This window comes from Mesorhizobium sp. WSM4813, assembly GCF_055811555.1.
Window position 1 is genome coordinate 1 of the sequence record NZ_JBVVQU010000088.1, and the last position, 16,884, is coordinate 16,884.

Annotated in this window: 20 protein-coding genes and 1 pseudogene; 13 read left to right on the forward strand and 8 right to left on the reverse strand. The window is 61.4% G+C overall.

Annotated features, from left to right (window positions below):
* The coding region (locus tag AC0L25_RS30505) for an acyltransferase family protein (protein WP_473598868.1) at positions 1-771 on the forward strand (771 nt) is incomplete at its 5' end.
* Positions 772-781: 10 nt separating this feature from the next.
* On the opposite strand, the gene AC0L25_RS30510 is transcribed toward AC0L25_RS30505, so the two are convergent.
* Positions 782-1,279, reverse strand: a complete 498-nt coding sequence (locus AC0L25_RS30510) for a GNAT family N-acetyltransferase (protein WP_473598869.1) — start codon at positions 1,277-1,279, stop codon at positions 782-784.
* A 19-nt stretch (positions 1,280-1,298) separates the two neighbouring features.
* The gene (locus AC0L25_RS30515) at positions 1,299-2,105 is read right to left on the reverse strand and encodes a copper homeostasis protein CutC (RefSeq protein WP_473598870.1); all 807 of its coding nucleotides are present in this window, start codon (positions 2,103-2,105) and stop codon (positions 1,299-1,301) included.
* 205 nt (positions 2,106-2,310) lie between these two features.
* On the opposite strand from AC0L25_RS30515, the pseudogene AC0L25_RS30520 reads away from it, so the two are divergent.
* Positions 2,311-2,761: pseudogene (locus AC0L25_RS30520) on the forward strand (carboxymuconolactone decarboxylase family protein).
* A gap of 40 nt (positions 2,762-2,801) precedes the next feature.
* Here AC0L25_RS30520 and AC0L25_RS30525 read toward each other — a convergent pair.
* A complete protein-coding gene (locus tag AC0L25_RS30525; RefSeq protein WP_473598871.1) occupies positions 2,802-3,710 on the reverse strand; it encodes a LysR family transcriptional regulator in 909 nt (302 codons plus the stop codon).
* A gap of 125 nt (positions 3,711-3,835) precedes the next feature.
* Between AC0L25_RS30525 and AC0L25_RS30530 the strand changes: the two genes are divergently transcribed.
* From AC0L25_RS30530 to AC0L25_RS30540, 3 genes are read left to right on the forward strand one after another with little or no spacing between them, the layout of a single operon-like run.
* Positions 3,836-4,339 carry a nuclear transport factor 2 family protein gene (locus AC0L25_RS30530; RefSeq protein WP_473598872.1) on the forward strand — a complete coding sequence of 168 codons (504 nt, stop codon included), beginning with the start codon at positions 3,836-3,838 and terminating at the stop codon, positions 4,337-4,339.
* 53 nt (positions 4,340-4,392) lie between these two features.
* Positions 4,393-5,373, forward strand: a complete 981-nt coding sequence (locus AC0L25_RS30535) for an alpha/beta hydrolase (RefSeq protein WP_473598873.1) — start codon at positions 4,393-4,395, stop codon at positions 5,371-5,373.
* The gene (locus tag AC0L25_RS30540; protein ID WP_473598874.1) at positions 5,370-5,933 is read left to right on the forward strand and encodes a nuclear transport factor 2 family protein; all 564 of its coding nucleotides are present in this window, start codon (positions 5,370-5,372) and stop codon (positions 5,931-5,933) included. The genes AC0L25_RS30535 and AC0L25_RS30540 overlap by 4 nt, the downstream gene beginning before the upstream one ends.
* 30 nt (positions 5,934-5,963) lie before the next feature.
* Here the strand turns inward: AC0L25_RS30540 and AC0L25_RS30545 are convergent, their stop codons facing one another.
* Both AC0L25_RS30545 and AC0L25_RS30550 read right to left on the reverse strand, forming a co-directional pair.
* On the reverse strand, positions 5,964-6,398 hold the full coding sequence (locus tag AC0L25_RS30545) for a cupin domain-containing protein (protein WP_473598875.1): 435 nt from the start codon (positions 6,396-6,398) through the stop codon (positions 5,964-5,966).
* 71 nt (positions 6,399-6,469) lie between these two features.
* The gene (locus tag AC0L25_RS30550; protein ID WP_473598876.1) at positions 6,470-7,321 is read right to left on the reverse strand and encodes an AraC family transcriptional regulator; all 852 of its coding nucleotides are present in this window, start codon (positions 7,319-7,321) and stop codon (positions 6,470-6,472) included.
* A gap of 70 nt (positions 7,322-7,391) precedes the next feature.
* Between AC0L25_RS30550 and AC0L25_RS30555 the strand changes: the two genes are divergently transcribed.
* Positions 7,392-8,564, forward strand: coding sequence for an amidohydrolase (locus AC0L25_RS30555; protein ID WP_473598877.1), 1,173 nt, complete (start codon positions 7,392-7,394; stop codon positions 8,562-8,564).
* Between the two features lie 115 nt (positions 8,565-8,679).
* Positions 8,680-8,916 (forward strand): hypothetical protein, encoded by a 237-nt coding sequence (locus AC0L25_RS30560; protein WP_473598878.1) that lies wholly within the window; start codon positions 8,680-8,682, stop codon positions 8,914-8,916.
* A gap of 250 nt (positions 8,917-9,166) precedes the next feature.
* On the opposite strand, the gene AC0L25_RS30565 is transcribed toward AC0L25_RS30560, so the two are convergent.
* Positions 9,167-9,466, reverse strand: a complete 300-nt coding sequence (locus AC0L25_RS30565) for a DUF1236 domain-containing protein (RefSeq protein WP_352955978.1) — start codon at positions 9,464-9,466, stop codon at positions 9,167-9,169.
* 268 nt (positions 9,467-9,734) lie between these two features.
* On the opposite strand from AC0L25_RS30565, the gene AC0L25_RS30570 reads away from it, so the two are divergent.
* From AC0L25_RS30570 to AC0L25_RS30580, 3 genes are all read left to right on the forward strand, one after another.
* Entirely contained in the window at positions 9,735-9,956 is a 222-nt protein-coding gene (locus AC0L25_RS30570; RefSeq protein ID WP_473598879.1) for a DUF3606 domain-containing protein, read from the forward strand.
* Between the two features lie 295 nt (positions 9,957-10,251).
* The gene (locus AC0L25_RS30575; RefSeq protein ID WP_473598886.1) at positions 10,252-11,655 is read left to right on the forward strand and encodes a sensor histidine kinase; all 1,404 of its coding nucleotides are present in this window, start codon (positions 10,252-10,254) and stop codon (positions 11,653-11,655) included.
* A complete protein-coding gene (locus tag AC0L25_RS30580) occupies positions 11,655-12,329 on the forward strand; it encodes a LuxR C-terminal-related transcriptional regulator (protein WP_473598880.1) in 675 nt (224 codons plus the stop codon). The genes AC0L25_RS30575 and AC0L25_RS30580 overlap by 1 nt, the downstream gene beginning before the upstream one ends.
* 33 nt (positions 12,330-12,362) lie before the next feature.
* On the opposite strand, the gene AC0L25_RS30585 is transcribed toward AC0L25_RS30580, so the two are convergent.
* Together AC0L25_RS30585 and AC0L25_RS30590 are read right to left on the reverse strand one after the other, a co-directional pair.
* Positions 12,363-12,944, reverse strand: coding sequence for a hypothetical protein (locus AC0L25_RS30585; RefSeq protein ID WP_473598881.1), 582 nt, complete (start codon positions 12,942-12,944; stop codon positions 12,363-12,365).
* Between the two features lie 758 nt (positions 12,945-13,702).
* Complete coding sequence (locus tag AC0L25_RS30590) at positions 13,703-14,443, reverse strand: DUF1236 domain-containing protein (protein WP_473598882.1); 741 nt, start codon at positions 14,441-14,443, stop codon at positions 13,703-13,705.
* Between the two features lie 792 nt (positions 14,444-15,235).
* On the opposite strand from AC0L25_RS30590, the gene AC0L25_RS30595 reads away from it, so the two are divergent.
* The 3 genes from AC0L25_RS30595 (at position 15,236) to AC0L25_RS30605 (ending at position 16,856) form a co-directional block, all read left to right on the forward strand.
* Entirely contained in the window at positions 15,236-15,526 is a 291-nt protein-coding gene (locus AC0L25_RS30595; RefSeq protein WP_473598883.1) for a hypothetical protein, read from the forward strand.
* Positions 15,527-15,963: 437 nt separating this feature from the next.
* Positions 15,964-16,266 (forward strand): DUF982 domain-containing protein, encoded by a 303-nt coding sequence (locus AC0L25_RS30600; protein ID WP_473598884.1) that lies wholly within the window; start codon positions 15,964-15,966, stop codon positions 16,264-16,266.
* A gap of 344 nt (positions 16,267-16,610) precedes the next feature.
* The gene (locus AC0L25_RS30605; RefSeq protein WP_473598885.1) at positions 16,611-16,856 is read left to right on the forward strand and encodes a hypothetical protein; all 246 of its coding nucleotides are present in this window, start codon (positions 16,611-16,613) and stop codon (positions 16,854-16,856) included.
* Positions 16,857-16,884 lie beyond the last annotated feature (28 nt).

Here is a 16,884-nt window from a genome sequence, read left to right on the forward strand (position 1 = left end):
TTGACCCCAGCACCGCTGTGCTCAGGTGCTCATGGCCGCCGGATACGCACGTCTGCGATCTTCACCGGATGCGTACCCTTCAAATGGAAGGCGGCGCTGACGGCGCTGACATTCACCTATAATTATGCCGGGATTCTCGTCAGCCGCGCCGGCGCGCTCGACCATATCTGGTCGCTGTGCGTCGAGGAACATGCCTATGTCATCCTGGCGCTGATCAGTTTTTTCGTCTCAGGGCTTGCCCGCGTCGTCATGCTGCTCAGCGCGCTGTCGGTGCTCGCCATGGCAAACGGCGCGATTTCGTACTGGGTCTTCGGTATGGACTACGAGACCACCTACTGGCGGACCGATGTGCACATCGCCTCCATCCTGCTGTCGGCGGTGATATGCCTGCTCAAGGCCGACGACAGCCTGCCTGCCTTGTTCAAGGGGCCGCATGTCGCGGTTGCGGCGTCTGCCGGTGCGGTTCTTCTGTTCATCGATTCGGTGCCGACGCCGATCCACTATCTGGTCGCGGTGCCGCTGTTGGCGCTCGCAGTCAACTCGCTCGATTTCAGCACACGTTATCTGACCGGATTCCTGTCCTGCTGGCCGATGGCGACGCTGGGACTGTGGTCGTATTCGCTCTATCTATGGCAGCAGCCGTTCTACAAATTCGTCTATTCACAAGGCAGTGCGCCGCTGCTGATGCTGGCCGGGGCGTTCGCTTGCGCTTTGTGCAGCTATTACATCGTCGAAAAACCGGCCCGTGCCTGGCTGAACCGCAATTGGTAGGACTGTCGCCTCAGCCGGTGATCTGCCTGGTATAGTAGCGGACCGCCTTCTTGCCGCTGTGGATCACCGCGTCGCCGACCTCGACGAAGCCGAGCGCTGCGTGAAAGGCATCCGAAGCCGGATTGGGCGGCTCGGCATTCACCTCGCAAGTGACGATGGTCTGGCCGGCACGCAATGCATGGTCGAACAGATCCTCATAGAGGCGTCGGGCATGGCCGCGACCCCGCGCTTCTCTAGCAACGACGACGCGGTCGACATAGACGAAGCGCGGATAGCGCTCGCGGAACCACAGGAAGTTCGGGCTGTCGTAGTGGGCGTTCTGGTCGAAGGTCATGATGAAGGCCTCGAGCGCGCCGACGCGGCGAGCATAAAACGCTTCGCCGAGCAGGAAGGACAGGCGTTCTGGCTCAAGCCACGACAACTCGGCCGCGTGCTCGTTGTTGAGGACGAGGACGGCGGACTCGTCCTGCGGCGAGACCCGGTCGATCGGCAAGCGTGCCTGCGTCACGTGTTTGCTTCCTTCGGGATCATGCTTTCGCCGCCGCAATCGTCGCCGCCACCAGCGATGCGTCGGTCACCGTGTTGCGGTACTCGCGGTCGAGGTCGGTGCCGCCCATGCCAACCTGGGGATTGCGGTAGCGCATGGCGCTCGGCACGTCCTTGAGTGCGGCGAAATGCATTTCGGTCAGTCCGGTTCTTTCCCGCACCTCGGCGATGTTCCCGGGGTCGAGCCCGCCGCAGCCGAGAATGATGATGCGCTTACCGGCCTGCCGGACGAGGTTCGCCAGCAGGGCCACGCCCTCCAATGCGGTGTCGCGCTGGCCGCTGGTCAGCACGCGGCCGACCTCGCTGCGGATCAGCGCTTCCAGCGCTTCGGCCGGATCGCGTGTCATGTCGAAGGCACGGTGGCAGGTGACGTTCGAAGACCCTGCCGCCTGCACCAATTCGCTCATGCGCTTTTCGTCGATGCTACCGTCGGCGTTCAGGCAGCCGACGACGACACCGGCCACGCCAAGCTCCCTCAGCGCGCGCACATCGGTGAGCATCGAACGGTACTCGGCTTCACTGTAGAGAAAGTCGCCGCCGCGCGGCCGCACGATGACGTGGAATGGGATCGTCGCCAGTTCGAGGGCTGCGCGCACCGTGCCAAACGACGGTGTGATGCCGCCCTCGAGGAGACTGGCGCAGAGCTCGACCCGGTCGGCGCCGGCAGCCTGGGCGGCGAGCAGGCCATCTATGCCTTCGACGCAGATTTCGATCAGCGGCAGGCGAAGGCGTTCGGTGTCGGTCACGGGCGATCCATCGGCAAATTCGAGTTGGTCATGCCCTAGCATCGGGCTCCTTGCCGCGAAAGCCGGAACTATTGGTTCAAAGCGACGGCTCGTTGCCGTTTGCTTGCTGCCGATTCTTCACTTGACACATTCATAACTGATGAGTTATGCGTAAATTCATAACCAATCAGTTATTGTTTTGCATAGACGGAGCGACATCCGGCTCGGCAGAACGCACCCACCCAAAACACGTCTGAAGGAGACCGCCATGCAAGCAAGACTGAAAAACCCTGTGCTTCTCATTCCCGGCGCGCTGCAGGCGCTGCTTGCGCTGGACAAGTCGACGGAAACGGCTGACCTGCCCTATGTGACGCGCAAGCTCGTCCATTTGCGCGCCAGCCAACGGATGCAGCGTCTGTATCGACATGCATGCGCGCGAATTGAAGAAGGCCGGCGAAAAGGATGAGCGCGTCTTCACCGTGTCCGCCTGGCGAGAGACGCCTTACTTCACCGACCCCGAACGCGCGGCTCTTGCGCTTGCCGAGGCAACAACCCGGCTTTGCGACCGGCCCGACCCGGTGCCGGACGCGATCTGGGACGAGGCCGCCCGGCATTACGACGAGAAGGCGCTTGCCGCTCTGGTCGTCCAGGTTGCCCTGATCAACGCCTTCAACCGCCTCAACGCCGCCACCAGGCAGATGGTCGGCGCCTGGGGGTGAGCCGGACCGGCTCGCCGATATGTGTTTTCGCGGCGGCGCGTCAAATCCGCAAATTGTGCGCGTTCGCACGCACGAAATCGATGAAGGCCCGCAGCTTCGGCGGTACGAGGCGGCGGCTGGGATAATAGAGGTGTAGCGGTTCGTAGGTGGGACAGAAAGGTTCCAGCACCTTGACCAGCGCGCCTGAGGCGAGAAGCGGCGCAGCGAGGCCTTCGACGGCGAAGGCAAGGCCAAGCCCTCGCGCGGCGGCGGTAATGCAGAGCGGAAGCGTGTTCACGATCAGACGTGCGTCGGGCGTGAACTCGACCTGGCGTCCATCCACAATGAACTCCCAAGGCGAGATAGTGCGGGTGCGGGTGAAGGCGAAGGCAATGCAGCGGTGGGCGGCGAGGTCGGCGGGCCGCTTCGGCGTGCCGTTGCGCGCCAGATAGTCCGGGCTCCCCAACACGACCGTCTGCAGCGGCCCGCCCAGACGCGCGCCGATCATGTCTTTCTCGAGAAGCTCGCCGATCCGCAGACCGGCATCGAAGCCCTGAGCGGCGATATCGACGAAATTGTCGTCGAAGATCAGGCTAAGCCGCACTTCCGGGTACGCGTCCATGAACGGCCCCATCAGCGGCTCGATCAGCAGCGGCGCGGCGATCCACGGCAGGCTTAGGCGTAGTGTGCCGGCGGGGCGATCGCGCGTCTCGCGCAGCGCCGCGCCGGCCGCCCGGATCTCTTCGGCCGCCGGGCGCACGTGGTCGAGGTAGTGGGCGCCGGCTTCGGTCAAACCAACGCTGCGGGTCGTGCGGTTGAGAAGCCGCACTCCCAGACGCCCCTCGAGGCCCTTCACCGCCTCGCTCAGGGAGGCCGGAGCGACGCCGAGTTCGGCGGCGGCGCGGGTGAAGCTCTTAGCCTCCGCCACCTTCACGAAGGCGACGATGCCGCTGAACTGGTCGAGGCGCATTGTAAGGATATTCCAAATAGCCTTGTCGAATTATACGGGTTTTTCCGGTGAGCAAAAAGCCTCATGTTGGCCCGACGAACGGGCCTCGCCGTTCCGGCGGCTCGAAAGGCAAGGAGATAGGACCGATGACCAGGCTCGCTTTGCTCGCCGCCGGCGTTCTCCTGGCGGTATCCGTCGCCCTCGCGAACGGCGGTCCGCAGGAAGACCGCAACATCCAGCTGATCAAGGACTATTACGCTGCTTATGCGACCGGGAACCCGGAGGCGGTCCGGCCCTTCCTCGCGCCTGACATCGTCTGGCGCATTCCCGGCCATCATCCGCTCGCCGGCGACAAGCGCGGGCCGGAGGAAGTGGTCGCCTTCTTCCGTGGCTTGGCCGACGGCAAATTCAAGGCTGAGCCGATCTTCTTCCAGGCGCAGGGCGACCTCGTCGTCGACATCCATCGGGGCTGGTCGAACGTCGGCTCAGGTCCCGAGATCAACCAGCTCTACGCCCTGATGTTTCGCATCAAGGACGGCAAGATCACCGAGGCACAGAATTTTTTGACCGACACGTACCAGTCGGACGCCTTCTACTGGGCGCACTACCCGCTGAAGCCACTGCCCGACCGACTGGCGGATGACCGTTAGACGGCGGCTTCCCAACCCGCCGTGCTCCCGCCCCGAGCCAAAGGAGACTTGCGATGTTGAAAATCCTGACGCTAGCCGCGGCAACCGCCGTCGCGCTCGCCTCCAATGCGTTCGCCGCACCGCGCGCCGAGCGCGTTACTTTCGCCTCGCACGGGGAGCAGATCGTCGGCGACCTCTATCTGCCCGAGGATCTGGACCCGGCGAGACCTCGGTCCGCGCTGGTCGTGACCGGCGCCTGGATGACGGTGAAGGAACAGATGCCGGCCCGCTACGCCCGCGAGATGGCCGACCGCGGATTCGCAGCCTTGATCTTCGATTTTCGCGCTTGGGGCGATAGCGGCGGCGTCCGGCGCCAGTATGAGGACCCCAGCGCCAAGACCGCCGACATCGAAGCGGCGGTCGCCTATCTCGCGACCCGGCCCGAGATCAGCAAGGATCGCATCGGCGGGCTCGGCATTTGCGCCAGCTCCGGCTACATGGTCACTGTCGCCGCTAAAAATGCCGCGATCAAGTCGGTCGCCTTGGTCGCACCCTGGCTGCATGATGCCGAGGTGGTCGAGCAGACCTATGGCGGCAAGGACGGCGTCGCCAGGCTTGAAGCCGCGGGCGATGCGGCCGAGGCTGCGTATCGCCGCACCGGCAAGCAGACGTTCCTGCCCGCCGCCAGCCTGACCGACGAGCGCGCGGTCATGTTCAAAGTGCCTTACTACACTGAGGCCGATCGCGGGATGATCCCGGCTTGGCGTAACGAGGCCGATCCGGCCTTCTGGCGCGGCTGGCTGACATTCGATGCAATCCAGGCTGCTCGGCGCCTGCATCAGCCCTTTCTGATGGTGCACAGCGAGGCGGCTGCCATCCCGCAGGGTGCACGCAAATTTTACGCGCGGCTGACCGGGCAGAAGCAGCAGCTGTGGCTCGACAAAGTCACCCAGTTCGACTTCTACGACCGTGCTGTGCCGGTGAAGGCGGCGAGCGACGCCGTTGCCGCGCATTTCCGCGCTACGCTGGGCGGTGCAGGGGAGGCGGGACAATGAGCCTCGTCACCCGCCGGTTTGTCGTCCTGACCTCGGCAGTTTTCGCCGCGACGTTTGCCGCCACCTGTCCGCCGGCCGTGAGCACCACGCGATCCGCCGCCACGCTGACGGTCGAAGACAGGACCGCCATCGCCGAGGCAGTAGCGGGAATCGGCCTCTATGCCGATTTGCGCGAATGGAACCGGGTCAGATCGTATTTCGCTCCCCGCGTCATGACCGACTATACCAGCCTTTTCGGCGGCGAAGCCGCAACCAGCGACCGCGACGCGCTGATTGCGCAGTGGCGAGGGCTCTTGCCGGGCTTCGACGCCACCCAGCACCTCATCACCAACATCATCGTCGAAGGCGCGGGCAACGATGCGATTGCGCGCAGCCATGTCCGCGCCACCCACTGGATCGACACCCGGTTCTGGACGGTCGGCGCCAGCTATCTGCACCGGCTGGTGCGGACACCCCAAGGCTGGCGCGTCAGCGCGATCTCGATCCATCGTTTGTACGAGGAGGGGGACCGCGCCGTGCTGGGCGCCGCCGCGGACCGGGTGAGCGCGGCGGCCAAGTGAGCAGCGGCTGGCTGCCACCACTGTTGCCAGCTACTGGCGCAACACCGTGTTCTTGGTGCCTTCTTCGACCTGGTCGATGACCAGCAGCTTGACCGGATCGGCGCCAACATTGGTAGCCTTATGCCACTGCCCGATCATCTCAATGATGAAATCGCCTGACTTGTACGTGGTGCTCTTGCCGGTCTCGACATTGGTGACCTGAAGCGTTCCACCCTCGACATACGCATAGCGCGGAAACGGGTGCTTGTGGACTGGCAAGGTCGCGCCCGGCGCAATCTCAAAGGACGAAACCAGGACCTGCACGTTTTTCTGCGGCAGCGTGATCGGCTGGCCGGACGCCGTCTCGGTGCGCGAGGCAAGCGGGGTCACGACAACCGGGGTGCCGCTGGCGTCCAGCGCGTGCGCGGCGGTTGCGGACAGGGCTGCCGCGAGCAGCAGCGTTGTCGATGTCAGAATTTTTCGCATGATTCCCCCCAAGCCCAACCTCACCATCGCGCAGCAAATTTCCGCGCGCAAGCGTCTCGTTTTCAGAGCACTCAGCCGCCTCTCCTGAACATACCAGGCGTCATGCCGCGCGTGGCCCGGAACGTGCGGGAAAGATGGCTCTGGTCGGCGAAACCTGCTGCGATGGCGGCATCGGCGAGGCCGAGCCCCTGTTCGATCAAGGTGCAGGCGCGACGCAATCTCCGGTCCCGGATATAGGCTGCGGGCGTCAGACCAATCGCCTTCTTGAAATCCCGGATGACCTGGAACCGGGTGACGCGCGCGGCGTCGGCAAGCCGCTGTAGGTCGAGTTGCGAGCCAAGTTCGCTTTCAATAACGTCCTCGTAGAGCGAAAACCTCTGTCGCGATCCTGAGCTATCGATTTCTTCGGTTCGCCCGCTCCAATCGCCATGCCGAACGATGACACGCCTCAGGGCGGCGAGCAGCGACGCCTCGGCTTTCGTTGCGTCCTGGGACGTCGAGCCTTCATGCGCCGCCGCCAACGCTGCGGCGAGATCGCTGTCCTCGATGATCGCGCGGGAGAAGACCGGAGCGTCATCCCCGCCCAACTCGCGGGCGAGCCCCGCCATCAGCGGCACCGTTGGATAAAACGTCCGGTAGGCCCAGCCTTCATCCGCACCTTGTTCGCCGTCATGCCACTCCTCGGGATTGACGACGGCAATGGTGCCTGCCGGAGCGAGAACGCTGTGGCGTCCGATGCGGATGCGTTCGCAGCCAGACGTAATCAGCGCGATCACATAGGTTGGATGGGTGTGCAGTTCGTAGCGGTGCTGCGTGAAGCGCGCCTTGAACAGGCCAAGGTCAGGGAAGCAGGGATGGCGCCAGTATTTGCTGGTCTCGGGCGCTTGCACGTTCTCGTCCCTGCTGCGGTCAATCTGGTTCAAGACGCCTCTTGCGCGACCTTCTAATCGTGATTCCGGATCAAACCGCCTTTGCCGGCGTGGAAGGAGCATCATGCTGCATAATGACCCTGTCGCCGCCTTGACGCCAGAGGTGATAGCCTGGCGCCACCATATCCATTCCAATCCCGAACTCGGATTCGATGAGAACGAAACGGCACGTTTCGTTTCCGAGAAACTGCGCGCCTTCGGCATCGACGAGGTGCATGAGGGGATTGGCGGCACCGGGATTGTCGGCGTCCTGCGCGGCGGCACGGGCACGCGCGCCATGGGTCTCCGCGCCGAGTTGGACGCGCTTCCGGTCGTCGAGAGGACCGGCTTGCCCTATGCCTCCAGGAATGAGGGCGTGATGCACGCCTGCGGCCATGACGGCCACACAGCCATGCTGCTCGGCGCCGCCAGGCTGCTCAGCCAATCCCGCGCCTTCGACGGCATCGTCTACTTCATCTTCCAGCCAGCCGAAGAAAATGAAGGCGGCAGCTTGCGCATGATCGAGGATGGCCTGTTTAGGCGTTTCCCAGTCGAGGCGATGTATGCCGTCCACAACTGGCCGGGCCTCAGACTGGGGACGATCGCCGCTCGCGTTGGAGCGCAGATGGCGGCTGTCGACAATTTCGAGCTGACCTTCGAGGGTCTTGGCGCGCATGCCGCCATGCCGCAGCGCGGCGACGACCCGATCCTGGCCGCGGGCGCCTTTGTCCAGGCCGTCCAGCGCATTGTCAGCCGCTCGGTCGATCCGCAAAGCGCGCTGGTCGTCAGCCTCACCCAGATCCATGGCGGCACTGTCGGCAACATCGTGCCTGGCAAGGTCTGGCTGCAAGGCACCTGCCGGTTTTTCGAGCCCGGTCATTCCGATCATTGCGAGAAGTTGATCGGCGAGATCGCCCGGGGCATTGCCGCAGCCCATGCGCTCAAGGCCACGCTCGACTACAAGAAGGGCTATCCGCCGCTCATCAACACGGCGATTGCCACGGCCCGCGCCGTCGAAGCGGCCGCCTGCACCGTCGGGAGGGAGAACGTCACGACCGAGTTCAGCCCGAGCCTGGGCTGCGAGGATTTCGCCTTCATGATTCGCGAGGCAGGCGGCTGCTACGCATGGGTCGGCGTCGGCGATGTCGGCCCGGGTGAGGGGCTGCATGGCGATCGCTACGTCTTCAATGACGAAATCGTGCCGATTGTGCTGCGCTATTACGTCAATCTGATCGAGCAGACGCTTCCCGCCTCGTGAACCGCCGGAGGGAACACTGATGGCTCAGCGAGAAGTGCCGATCTGAATGCGCCTCGTGGCCTGCGCGACACCACCCCGACGTATCTCACCCGGCTCTGGCCACGAGTTGCGTTACGTGAACGGGATTCTCAAGCACTGCTTGCGCGGTATCGGCCTGGTTGTCATCGACATGCGCCATCACAAAAATGACGCCTTGTACAACGTCCGGCTCACCCGGCTTTTTGGCAAGATCGGCGGATGTCTGGAGAAGCCCACCAGCAAAGCCGCCGCAGGCCCCACCGACGAGAGTCAGGCCAGCCACCGCTCCGACAGGATCAATGCCAGTGGCTCCAAAAGCACCAAGGCCGATTAACAGACCAGCTGCCGCGCCAAGGGCGGCACCGCCCGGACCGCGCAGGACAGCGCTGATTTCGTCGTCGCAAGGTCCGACGGCGCTGATCTGTTCGTGAGAAACGCCTGCCGCCTGAAGCGCGGCTACGGCACGCGCTGCCTCGTCGCGGGAATCGAAAAGTCTGCTGATTGTTCGCATTTGGCACTGCCCATAGGATAGTCGCCCGCCGCTCGTTTCGAAGCGGCGGGCGTCTCCTCCCCTCGCGTTCAGGTCATTGAATGATCTTGACGATCTTGCGTGTGCCCGGGTCAACGACAACAGTCCGGTTGTCGACGACGACGTAGCGGTATTCGGTGTCGGGAACTTCGTGAAGCTCGACCGTCTCGGGCAGCGTGGAACCAATATTGAGCTCCACCCCAGGGAGTTCCACCGATGCAAGCGGCTGCTTTTTCACGTATTCCCTGATGACGGTCTCCTGTTCAGGCGCGATGATCACGTCCTGGGCGGCAGCGGCGCCGATACCCGCCAGTAGCAAAAATCCCGCGGCTGCAGTGAAAAGATGCATTCTCATAAGTGCCTCCTTATGTGACGTGAATGTAAGCCCCTTTGCGCTGGACGGCATCCGCACCTGGCTACCCAACATGAGAGCGCTGCAAACGTTCCTTGGCTGGGCTTCGGTCCGATCCGAGAGGCCTTGCCGTTGGACTTAAGTCTGACCTGCCGCGCGCAATGGGTCCGGCTATCAAGCCGGCCGGAACCGCGACCGCTCGCGCTCGTTCGCCGCAAGTTTACGGGAGGAACCCATGGAGATTTACGGGAAGAGCTTACGGGAGGGGCTCATGGCGACGAGTGTCCACCACCCTCCTTCAAAGGCCGACGAGAAAAGCAACCGAGACTTCCTCGACCACGACCGCCTGTCGGTCGACGAGTACTACGAGGTGGAACATTTCGCGCGAGAAAATGGGGTTTCGCCAAGCCAGGTCAGTAAGCTGATCAAAAAGAACGGCAACGATCGGATGACCCTTACTCAGGCGGTGAGAGCATTGCGCGACCGGAAGTGAAAAATACGTCGTACCTTCCGCCGCGATCATGCGTTACACCATCTGTGCCGGGAAGATCGAAAGGATTGGAGTTGACGCGTCATGATTTGCTGCCTCGCTCAACGAGGGCAAGTGGAGTTTTGCGCAAAAAACCGCCGGCTGCGGTTTCCGTCCAGTCCGTAAGCCCTAAGTTCCCTTGCGATTGATCGGTTGCAGATCAAAGATGGCGTCGCATAGCGTCGTTCGACAACAGATTGGCCGGTTCTTTCGAATCGTGCCGCTGGCGCGACGCGCCGCCGAGCGGGCCGTTGGGGATATGGCGCCATACAGAGCGACAAGACTGATCGATCGATGGAACGCACTGTCGCTGGCCACTCAGTTTCTGCTCGCAGGCGGGCTATTCTCGCTGTCGGCGATGATCGTGGTGGGAATTTCCGTGACAAATCAGATAGAAGCCGCGGTCACCCGGAACTCGGCTTCCGCGACCGCTCTTTACGTCGACAGCGTCATCGCGCCGCTGCTCCCCGACATGCGCAGAAGCGAAGTGCTGGAGGAGAGCGTTGCTCATGCGCTGGATGAGACACTGGGGCAAGGCGCACTCGGCACAAGGCTCGAATCCTTCAAACTCTGGCGCCGCGACGGAACCATCCTCTATTCGACCAATAAAAATTTGGTCGGGAAGCGCTTTCCACTCAGCGACAATCTCCGGGCCGCATTCGCAGGCGACATAGTCGCTGAATTGGACAGGCACTATGATAACCAGGCTGAGAGGGACAGCGGCCTGCATCTTCTTGAAATCTATAATCCGATGCTTCAACCGTGGTCGGGCGAAGTCGTAGCTGTTTTGGAATTCGACGAGATCGCCACCGATTTTGAAAAGGACCTCCGGCAGGCACTCGTTCGAACCTGGTTCGATGTCGCTGCCGTTACCGCAATTTTTTTCCTTGGTCTTTCGGCGATCGTTTTTCGTGGCAGTGGCACGATTCGTTCCCAGAGCCACTCCTTGAAGCGGCGCATTGCCGAACTTTCCGATCTGGTTGCTCAAAACAGAATGTTGAGATTGCGGGTGCAGCGCGCTTCGCAGCGCGCCACGGCACTTAACGAACGTTACCTCAGGCGGATCGGCGCGGACCTGCACGACGGGCCGGCGCAACTGGTTGCTCTCGCTGCGCTAGGGATTGACAGCCCCGTGCTAGCCGATCCTGCCACGCCGGCTGCGGCGCGCGCACGGGAATTGCAGGTGGTCAAAGCGAATTTGGACGATGCGATGCGAGAAATCAGGAATGTCAGCAAGGGCCTTATGCTGCCGCATGTCGAGAATGCCGAGTTGACGGAAATCCTCGAGCTTGCCGTGCGAGCGCACGAAGAGCGGACCGGCGCCAAGGTGATGCTGTCCATGACCGGGGGGCACACACCCTTGTCACCAGCGGCCAAGATCTGCATCTTTCGCTTCATTCAGGAGGCGCTGAACAACGGCTTCCGCCACGCTGGGGGTGCCGGTCAATCGGTTGCGAAACATTTCGACGGGGAGCGCGTTTCTATCGAGGTTTCCGACACCGGCCCAGGTTTCGACCCGAAGACCACCCACCCTGAACGGCTGGGGCTCATCGGGCTGCGTGAGCGGGTAGAAAGCCTCGGCGGCCAATTTGGTGTAACATCTTCACAGAATGGCACGGTGGTGAAAATGGTTCTCAACATAGTCGAAATAGGACAGGCGTGATGGCAGCGGCCATAAAGCTCGCCATTATCGACGACCATCCGCTGTTCAGGGAAGGCGTCGTGCGCACTCTCGAGCAGATCGGCGGGTTCGAGATCGTCGCCCAAGGCAGCAATAGAGATGACGCCTTGCGGATATCGGAAGACCAGCAGCTCGATATTCTCCTGATGGACATCTCGGTGCCTGGAGGGGGCCTCAGCGTTATCGAACCGGCTCTGGAGCGGCATCCGGATCTGAAAATCGTGATGCTGACCGTTTCGGAGGAAAACCAGCACGTCATGACCGCCTTGCAGAGCGGGGCAAGAGGCTACGTCCTGAAGGGTGTCGGGTCGAGAACCCTGGCCGCCATACTGCGCACGGTGGCGATGGGCGAACGGTATGTTTGCCCGCAATTGTCGGCGCGCGTGTTGGTCGACTTGTCTAGCCAATCAACCGCGACCGCGAAACCCGACGTGCTGGCCGAACTCACCAGTCGCGAAAGAGAGATCCTGACGCTCGTTGCCGCGGGATTGAGCAACAAGCGGATCGGTCTTCAGCTGAACCTGCACGAGAAAACCATAAAGCATCACATGACGCGGATTCTCGCCAAGCTCAATGTGAGCAACCGGACCGAAGCCGCGATGACATTGCGCGATGCGACCGAGCATCAGCATCCGCCTGCGCCCCATCCTGCGTAAAGCAAGGTAGCGTTGCGGCCTGTGAACTCGCCATCACTCGATCATGGCGAGCAGTCTTGCCCGATCGGAGTTCGTTGCCTGCCGCCGAATGATGGTGCGGCCCATCGCATCCCGCATTTCATAATGGCCACCGTCGATGCGCTCGCTGAGCCCGTTGGAATGCACCACACCCACACTTGCCCCGCGCACTTCGATCCGGTCTCCAGTGACCGTGTTGACATATACTTTTAGCTTGTTGCCGGGGTTTATTGCGGCAACTGGATTTGCGGGGGGATTGCCTTTCGATGATTTTGATTTGCCCTTGCCGGCGTTGGCATTGGAGTTCGAGCTACCGGGAGCCCCAGCTTTTCCAGCGTTCCCGGAGTTTCCAGCGTTCCCGGAGTTTCCAGCGTTCCCGGAGTTTCCAGAGTTACCAGAGTTCCCAGCGTTCCCGGAGTTCCCTTGTGCCTGGGCGGCCTGCGGGCTAAGCGTCAGGGACAGGCCGTCCTGTGCCGCACGGTAGGGGCTCACGACGAGAACCAAGGTCGATGCGGTGAGGCAGATGGCGACGCGAAGCCTTCGAAGAGATTTGAGCCTGCGCTGCGATTGAGAGCACCCAGCCCGCACATTCATCATGCCGAGAACTCTTGTCTCACGAAGCCTCAGGCGTTGCGGCCGTATCGCGCCTGTGGTCAATGAATTTGCCAGTAGCACGCTAGAATATCCTCTGACCGTCACGGTCTGTGTTGCATTTCTGCCTGTTTCGAATTCGTCCGAACCAATCCTCTGTACTCTGCACCATCTATCACGCTTTCGCCATCATCAGGCAGCGTCAAGACCCACCAGTCTCACGGGGAGAAACCGGTGGGTCTCGCTAGCGCAGGAAGGGACTCATTACTGCGCAAGTGTGTTGCCTTCATTGATCGGGCCCATTAGCCGATAATAAGCCCGACGGCCGCGACCCCGAACACCAAGCCAAATACCGGAAAAAGCAGCCAACGTGCCTGTTGAATGCTGGGATCCATAGCAGCCTCGTGTCACGGGTTGGCATTGCAACGACGCCTGCAGGAGCTCGGTTCCTGAAAACTCTCCCATCTAAGGCTTTTGCGATAGGGGTCCCGGACCAAAGCACTGCCGGCGCCAGCCCATAGTCTGCCAGCGGACAGACTGAAGTCCTATCTCAGGCCTTTTCGAACAAGAGGGGCACCGCCGAGGGTGATCGATGAGGCTACGGCTGGGGAGGCCCTCAACCGCAAAAGCCCGCCAGCTTGAAACAGCGGAATATATTGGCGACGTAAATGGCCGTCGCCGTTCTATGAATGGAGACTGCAACCGATGCATGTTGAAGGGGACCGCCGCTCGTGCGGCGAGCCCCTTCACGCCGTAAAAGGGCGTTAGGTCAAAATAAGGACGATCTTGAGCGTATCCGGCTCGACGATGACGATTCGGCCGTCGGCCAACACGAAATACTCATAGGATTCGTAAGCCGGGACGATCTCGACGATTCGCGGTGGCAGGCGACGCAGCTTAACCTTCTGCCGCGGAACCTCGACACCCACTGCGATGTCAAAATCGACGCTCGCAACCGGTTCGACCTCTTCCTGCTTGAGGATTTGGGTGATTTCCGTTTTCTGTTCAACGGTCACATTGCTGATCGCGCCGGTCGAAGTCTCATCCTGAGTAGAGGTCGTGCCCTGAGTCTGCTGCTCGGTGGTGGCACCGGCCTCGCCCTGGGTCTGCTGCTCGGTCTGGACCTTGGCCTTATCCTGCGCCTGTTGGTCGGTTGTGGCGCCAGCCTCGCCCTGGGTCTGCTGCTCGGTCTGGACCTTGGCCTTGTCCTGCGCCTGTTGGTCGGTTGTGGCGCCAGCCTCGCCTTGGGTCTGCTGCTCGGTGGTTACGCCGGCTTTGCCCTGGGCTTGCTCATCGGTCTGCATTTTCGCCTTGCCTTGAGCCTGCTCCTCGGTGGTGGCGCCGGCCTTACCGGACTGTTCGCCCATTGCACCTTCCGGGCAACCAGCCGAACCGGCCGGGCAATCGGCACCCGACTGGGTTTGGGCCGGCTGCTGTTCCTGAGCGAGCGCTGCGCCACAGCCAACGCCGATGGCCAGCATACTGGTGATCAGAACTTTTTTCACGAGACGTCTCCTTCGAAAAGTCGGTCCCTTCACAGGGAAAACCACCTCTGGAAAATTTTGTTCCAGGCGAATTGACCGGGCGGAAGCGATCGGAGCCTGTTGGAACAGTTCGCATCCAGGCGCGCGCCGTACCGAGCCATGGTGCGCGCGCCGAATAGGGCTCGGGGTCTTTGTTCCAGCAGAGGTGCGGGTTCGCTCGTTAGGCCCACGCGAGGTCCTGGTAGGCGCTCCCTGCTGGACAAATCTCTTCCAACCGCCGGTTGGTAGACGCCGGGCAGCCGGCGCGCGTATGATTTTCCCGGTCCGCGCGCACCGGGCACATCCCAGCCCCCAAGCCGTGCTTGGTGACCGCTTGATCGCCCGTCGCACCTCCAGGTACGGCGGGCTTTTTTGCCTGTGCTAGAACTTGTTGTAATCAGCACAGCATGTTCTTACGCAGACAATGCAAATGGCCAGCGCTCCATTCCACGACGCAGCCCTGGGAGTCAGACACCGTGGAACAATCTATTTGGGAAACCAACAAAATCCATGCGGCGCGCGTTCGGCAGACCGCCGAACGCGGAAGGGCGCTCGTTGAGGACCTTCGCTATACACTGGCCCTGTCACAACGCTTGGTGCGGGCGTCGCGTGCGCTGCTGAAGCGGTCCAAGGACCAGGGCGTTGCTACTGAGCCTTGAAACCGAATCCAGCCGAAATGGTCGGACCGGGCCATCTTGCCTTAAAAACTGCCGAAAGCTAAAATTATACATTAGCAAGTTGGGACATAGTCGAAGCAGAACACTTGTTCGCGAAATGGACAAGAACACTGGCCGCAGTCTCCCTGAATGGCTTCAGAGGCATCTGGCCGATGATCCCCTGATCGCATGGGATATCGCCACCAAGATTTCGAAAGAGACCGAGGGGAAAAATGGCCGCAGCGTTATCAGGAAGGGCGATCGAGACGAGAATTTGAACGAGAAACAAGACGAAGCTGATGCCGTCGTCACCGAGCCATACCCGGTCGCCTTGCTCCTGGTTCTTTCGGTACTCTCGATGGTGGGCGGGGCAGTGTACGCGGTCCTTCGTTGGGAGGAGTTTCTATAGCGGCGAGCACAAACCTGCGGTTTTTTCCTTTGAGGGTTGGAACACTGTCCTGCGACGAAAGTTTAGCGCCAGTAGCGTAGGATTGTCCCCCATACAAATGCTGCGAGATTGGTAGCCCGATCAGCCCGCGTCCTCTCCCGGAGGGCGCGGGCTTTCTGCTGTTGCGTCTTTCCGGCGCCGCGAATGGTGCTGCCGGGCGGCCCGTGCGTGAGCCGGTTTTCATCGGGAGCAATGGAGTTCAAAGCGTCCTCGGCTGCAGGTTGCAGCGGTACCCAGCGACATTCCGCATGCGGTCTCAGTCCTGCGATGCGTTTTGCTTCAGACCCGAATTGGTCCTTCCTTGACAGCAAAAAGTGCTCTTCACATATTTCCCCCGCAGCCGTCACTCACGGCTCTCGTGGAAGCTCAAACACTCGTTCAGTCGAATGGAGGTTATAATGAACGACAGGACTTTCGACCGGCCTGTTTTCGTCAAGAAAGGGGAGTTCATGGTGGAGGAAGTCGAATGCTTGGCTGATGCTTTCGAGTTCCTGCAGGAATGGCCGAAGAATCGCAGAGGGCCGATCTTTGACACGGCGTTCCGAGCTTGCCAGCGCGCCTATGATGGCCAAGTTCCCATTTCGGTTGCACGCGAGGCTTTCGCCGGCTTCGCCAGATCGGCCAAGATCCTCGAGGACGTCTGTGCAGCTATGCCCTGGATGACGGAACCGAAAACCGGTCGCGGTGGCGTGACGGCGTAACCGATGTAGTACTTGGCGACGCCTTGTGAAAATCGCCGGCATGGACGATCCGCCAAAGCAGATCCTGGCCGGTAGCGATGCCGTTAGGTTACTGCCACAAGGCGGCACTTGAAAGCGCACTGAAAAGCACGTGCGGTAATAGTTATTCAACCATTGCTGGTATTTTAGAGGAGTGTGGAAGCGGCTCCGACAGTGTGAGGCGGGGTGCTGAATTGCCGGAGCCGCCTGCGCAGCCCGGTTGGGTTCGACCGCGCCGTCCTATTCTGGGACAGCGCGGTCAACGATTCGTTAAAATGGGAACTAATTAAGCGCATACTAATTGAATCGCAGTTTTGCGAGTCAGCATGCGTTTGAAGTTTGTCCCGCCACTAATGCCGACTTTGGTGGAGAAAGCCTCCGAAAGCGGCGTGTGGCTTCATGACGGCTACCGGTCGCAAATGATCATTGACGAATGCGGAACGCGCATTTTCACCCGCCGTGGCTTGGACTGGACGGCGAAATACCGCGACCTGGTCGCCGCATCGAAGTCGCTCGATGCGGATAGAGCATCGGACGTTCAAGTGAGTCCATACCCTGCTGCTGTGAAGTAGTTTCTGCATTCAACTGGCGAGAACAGAT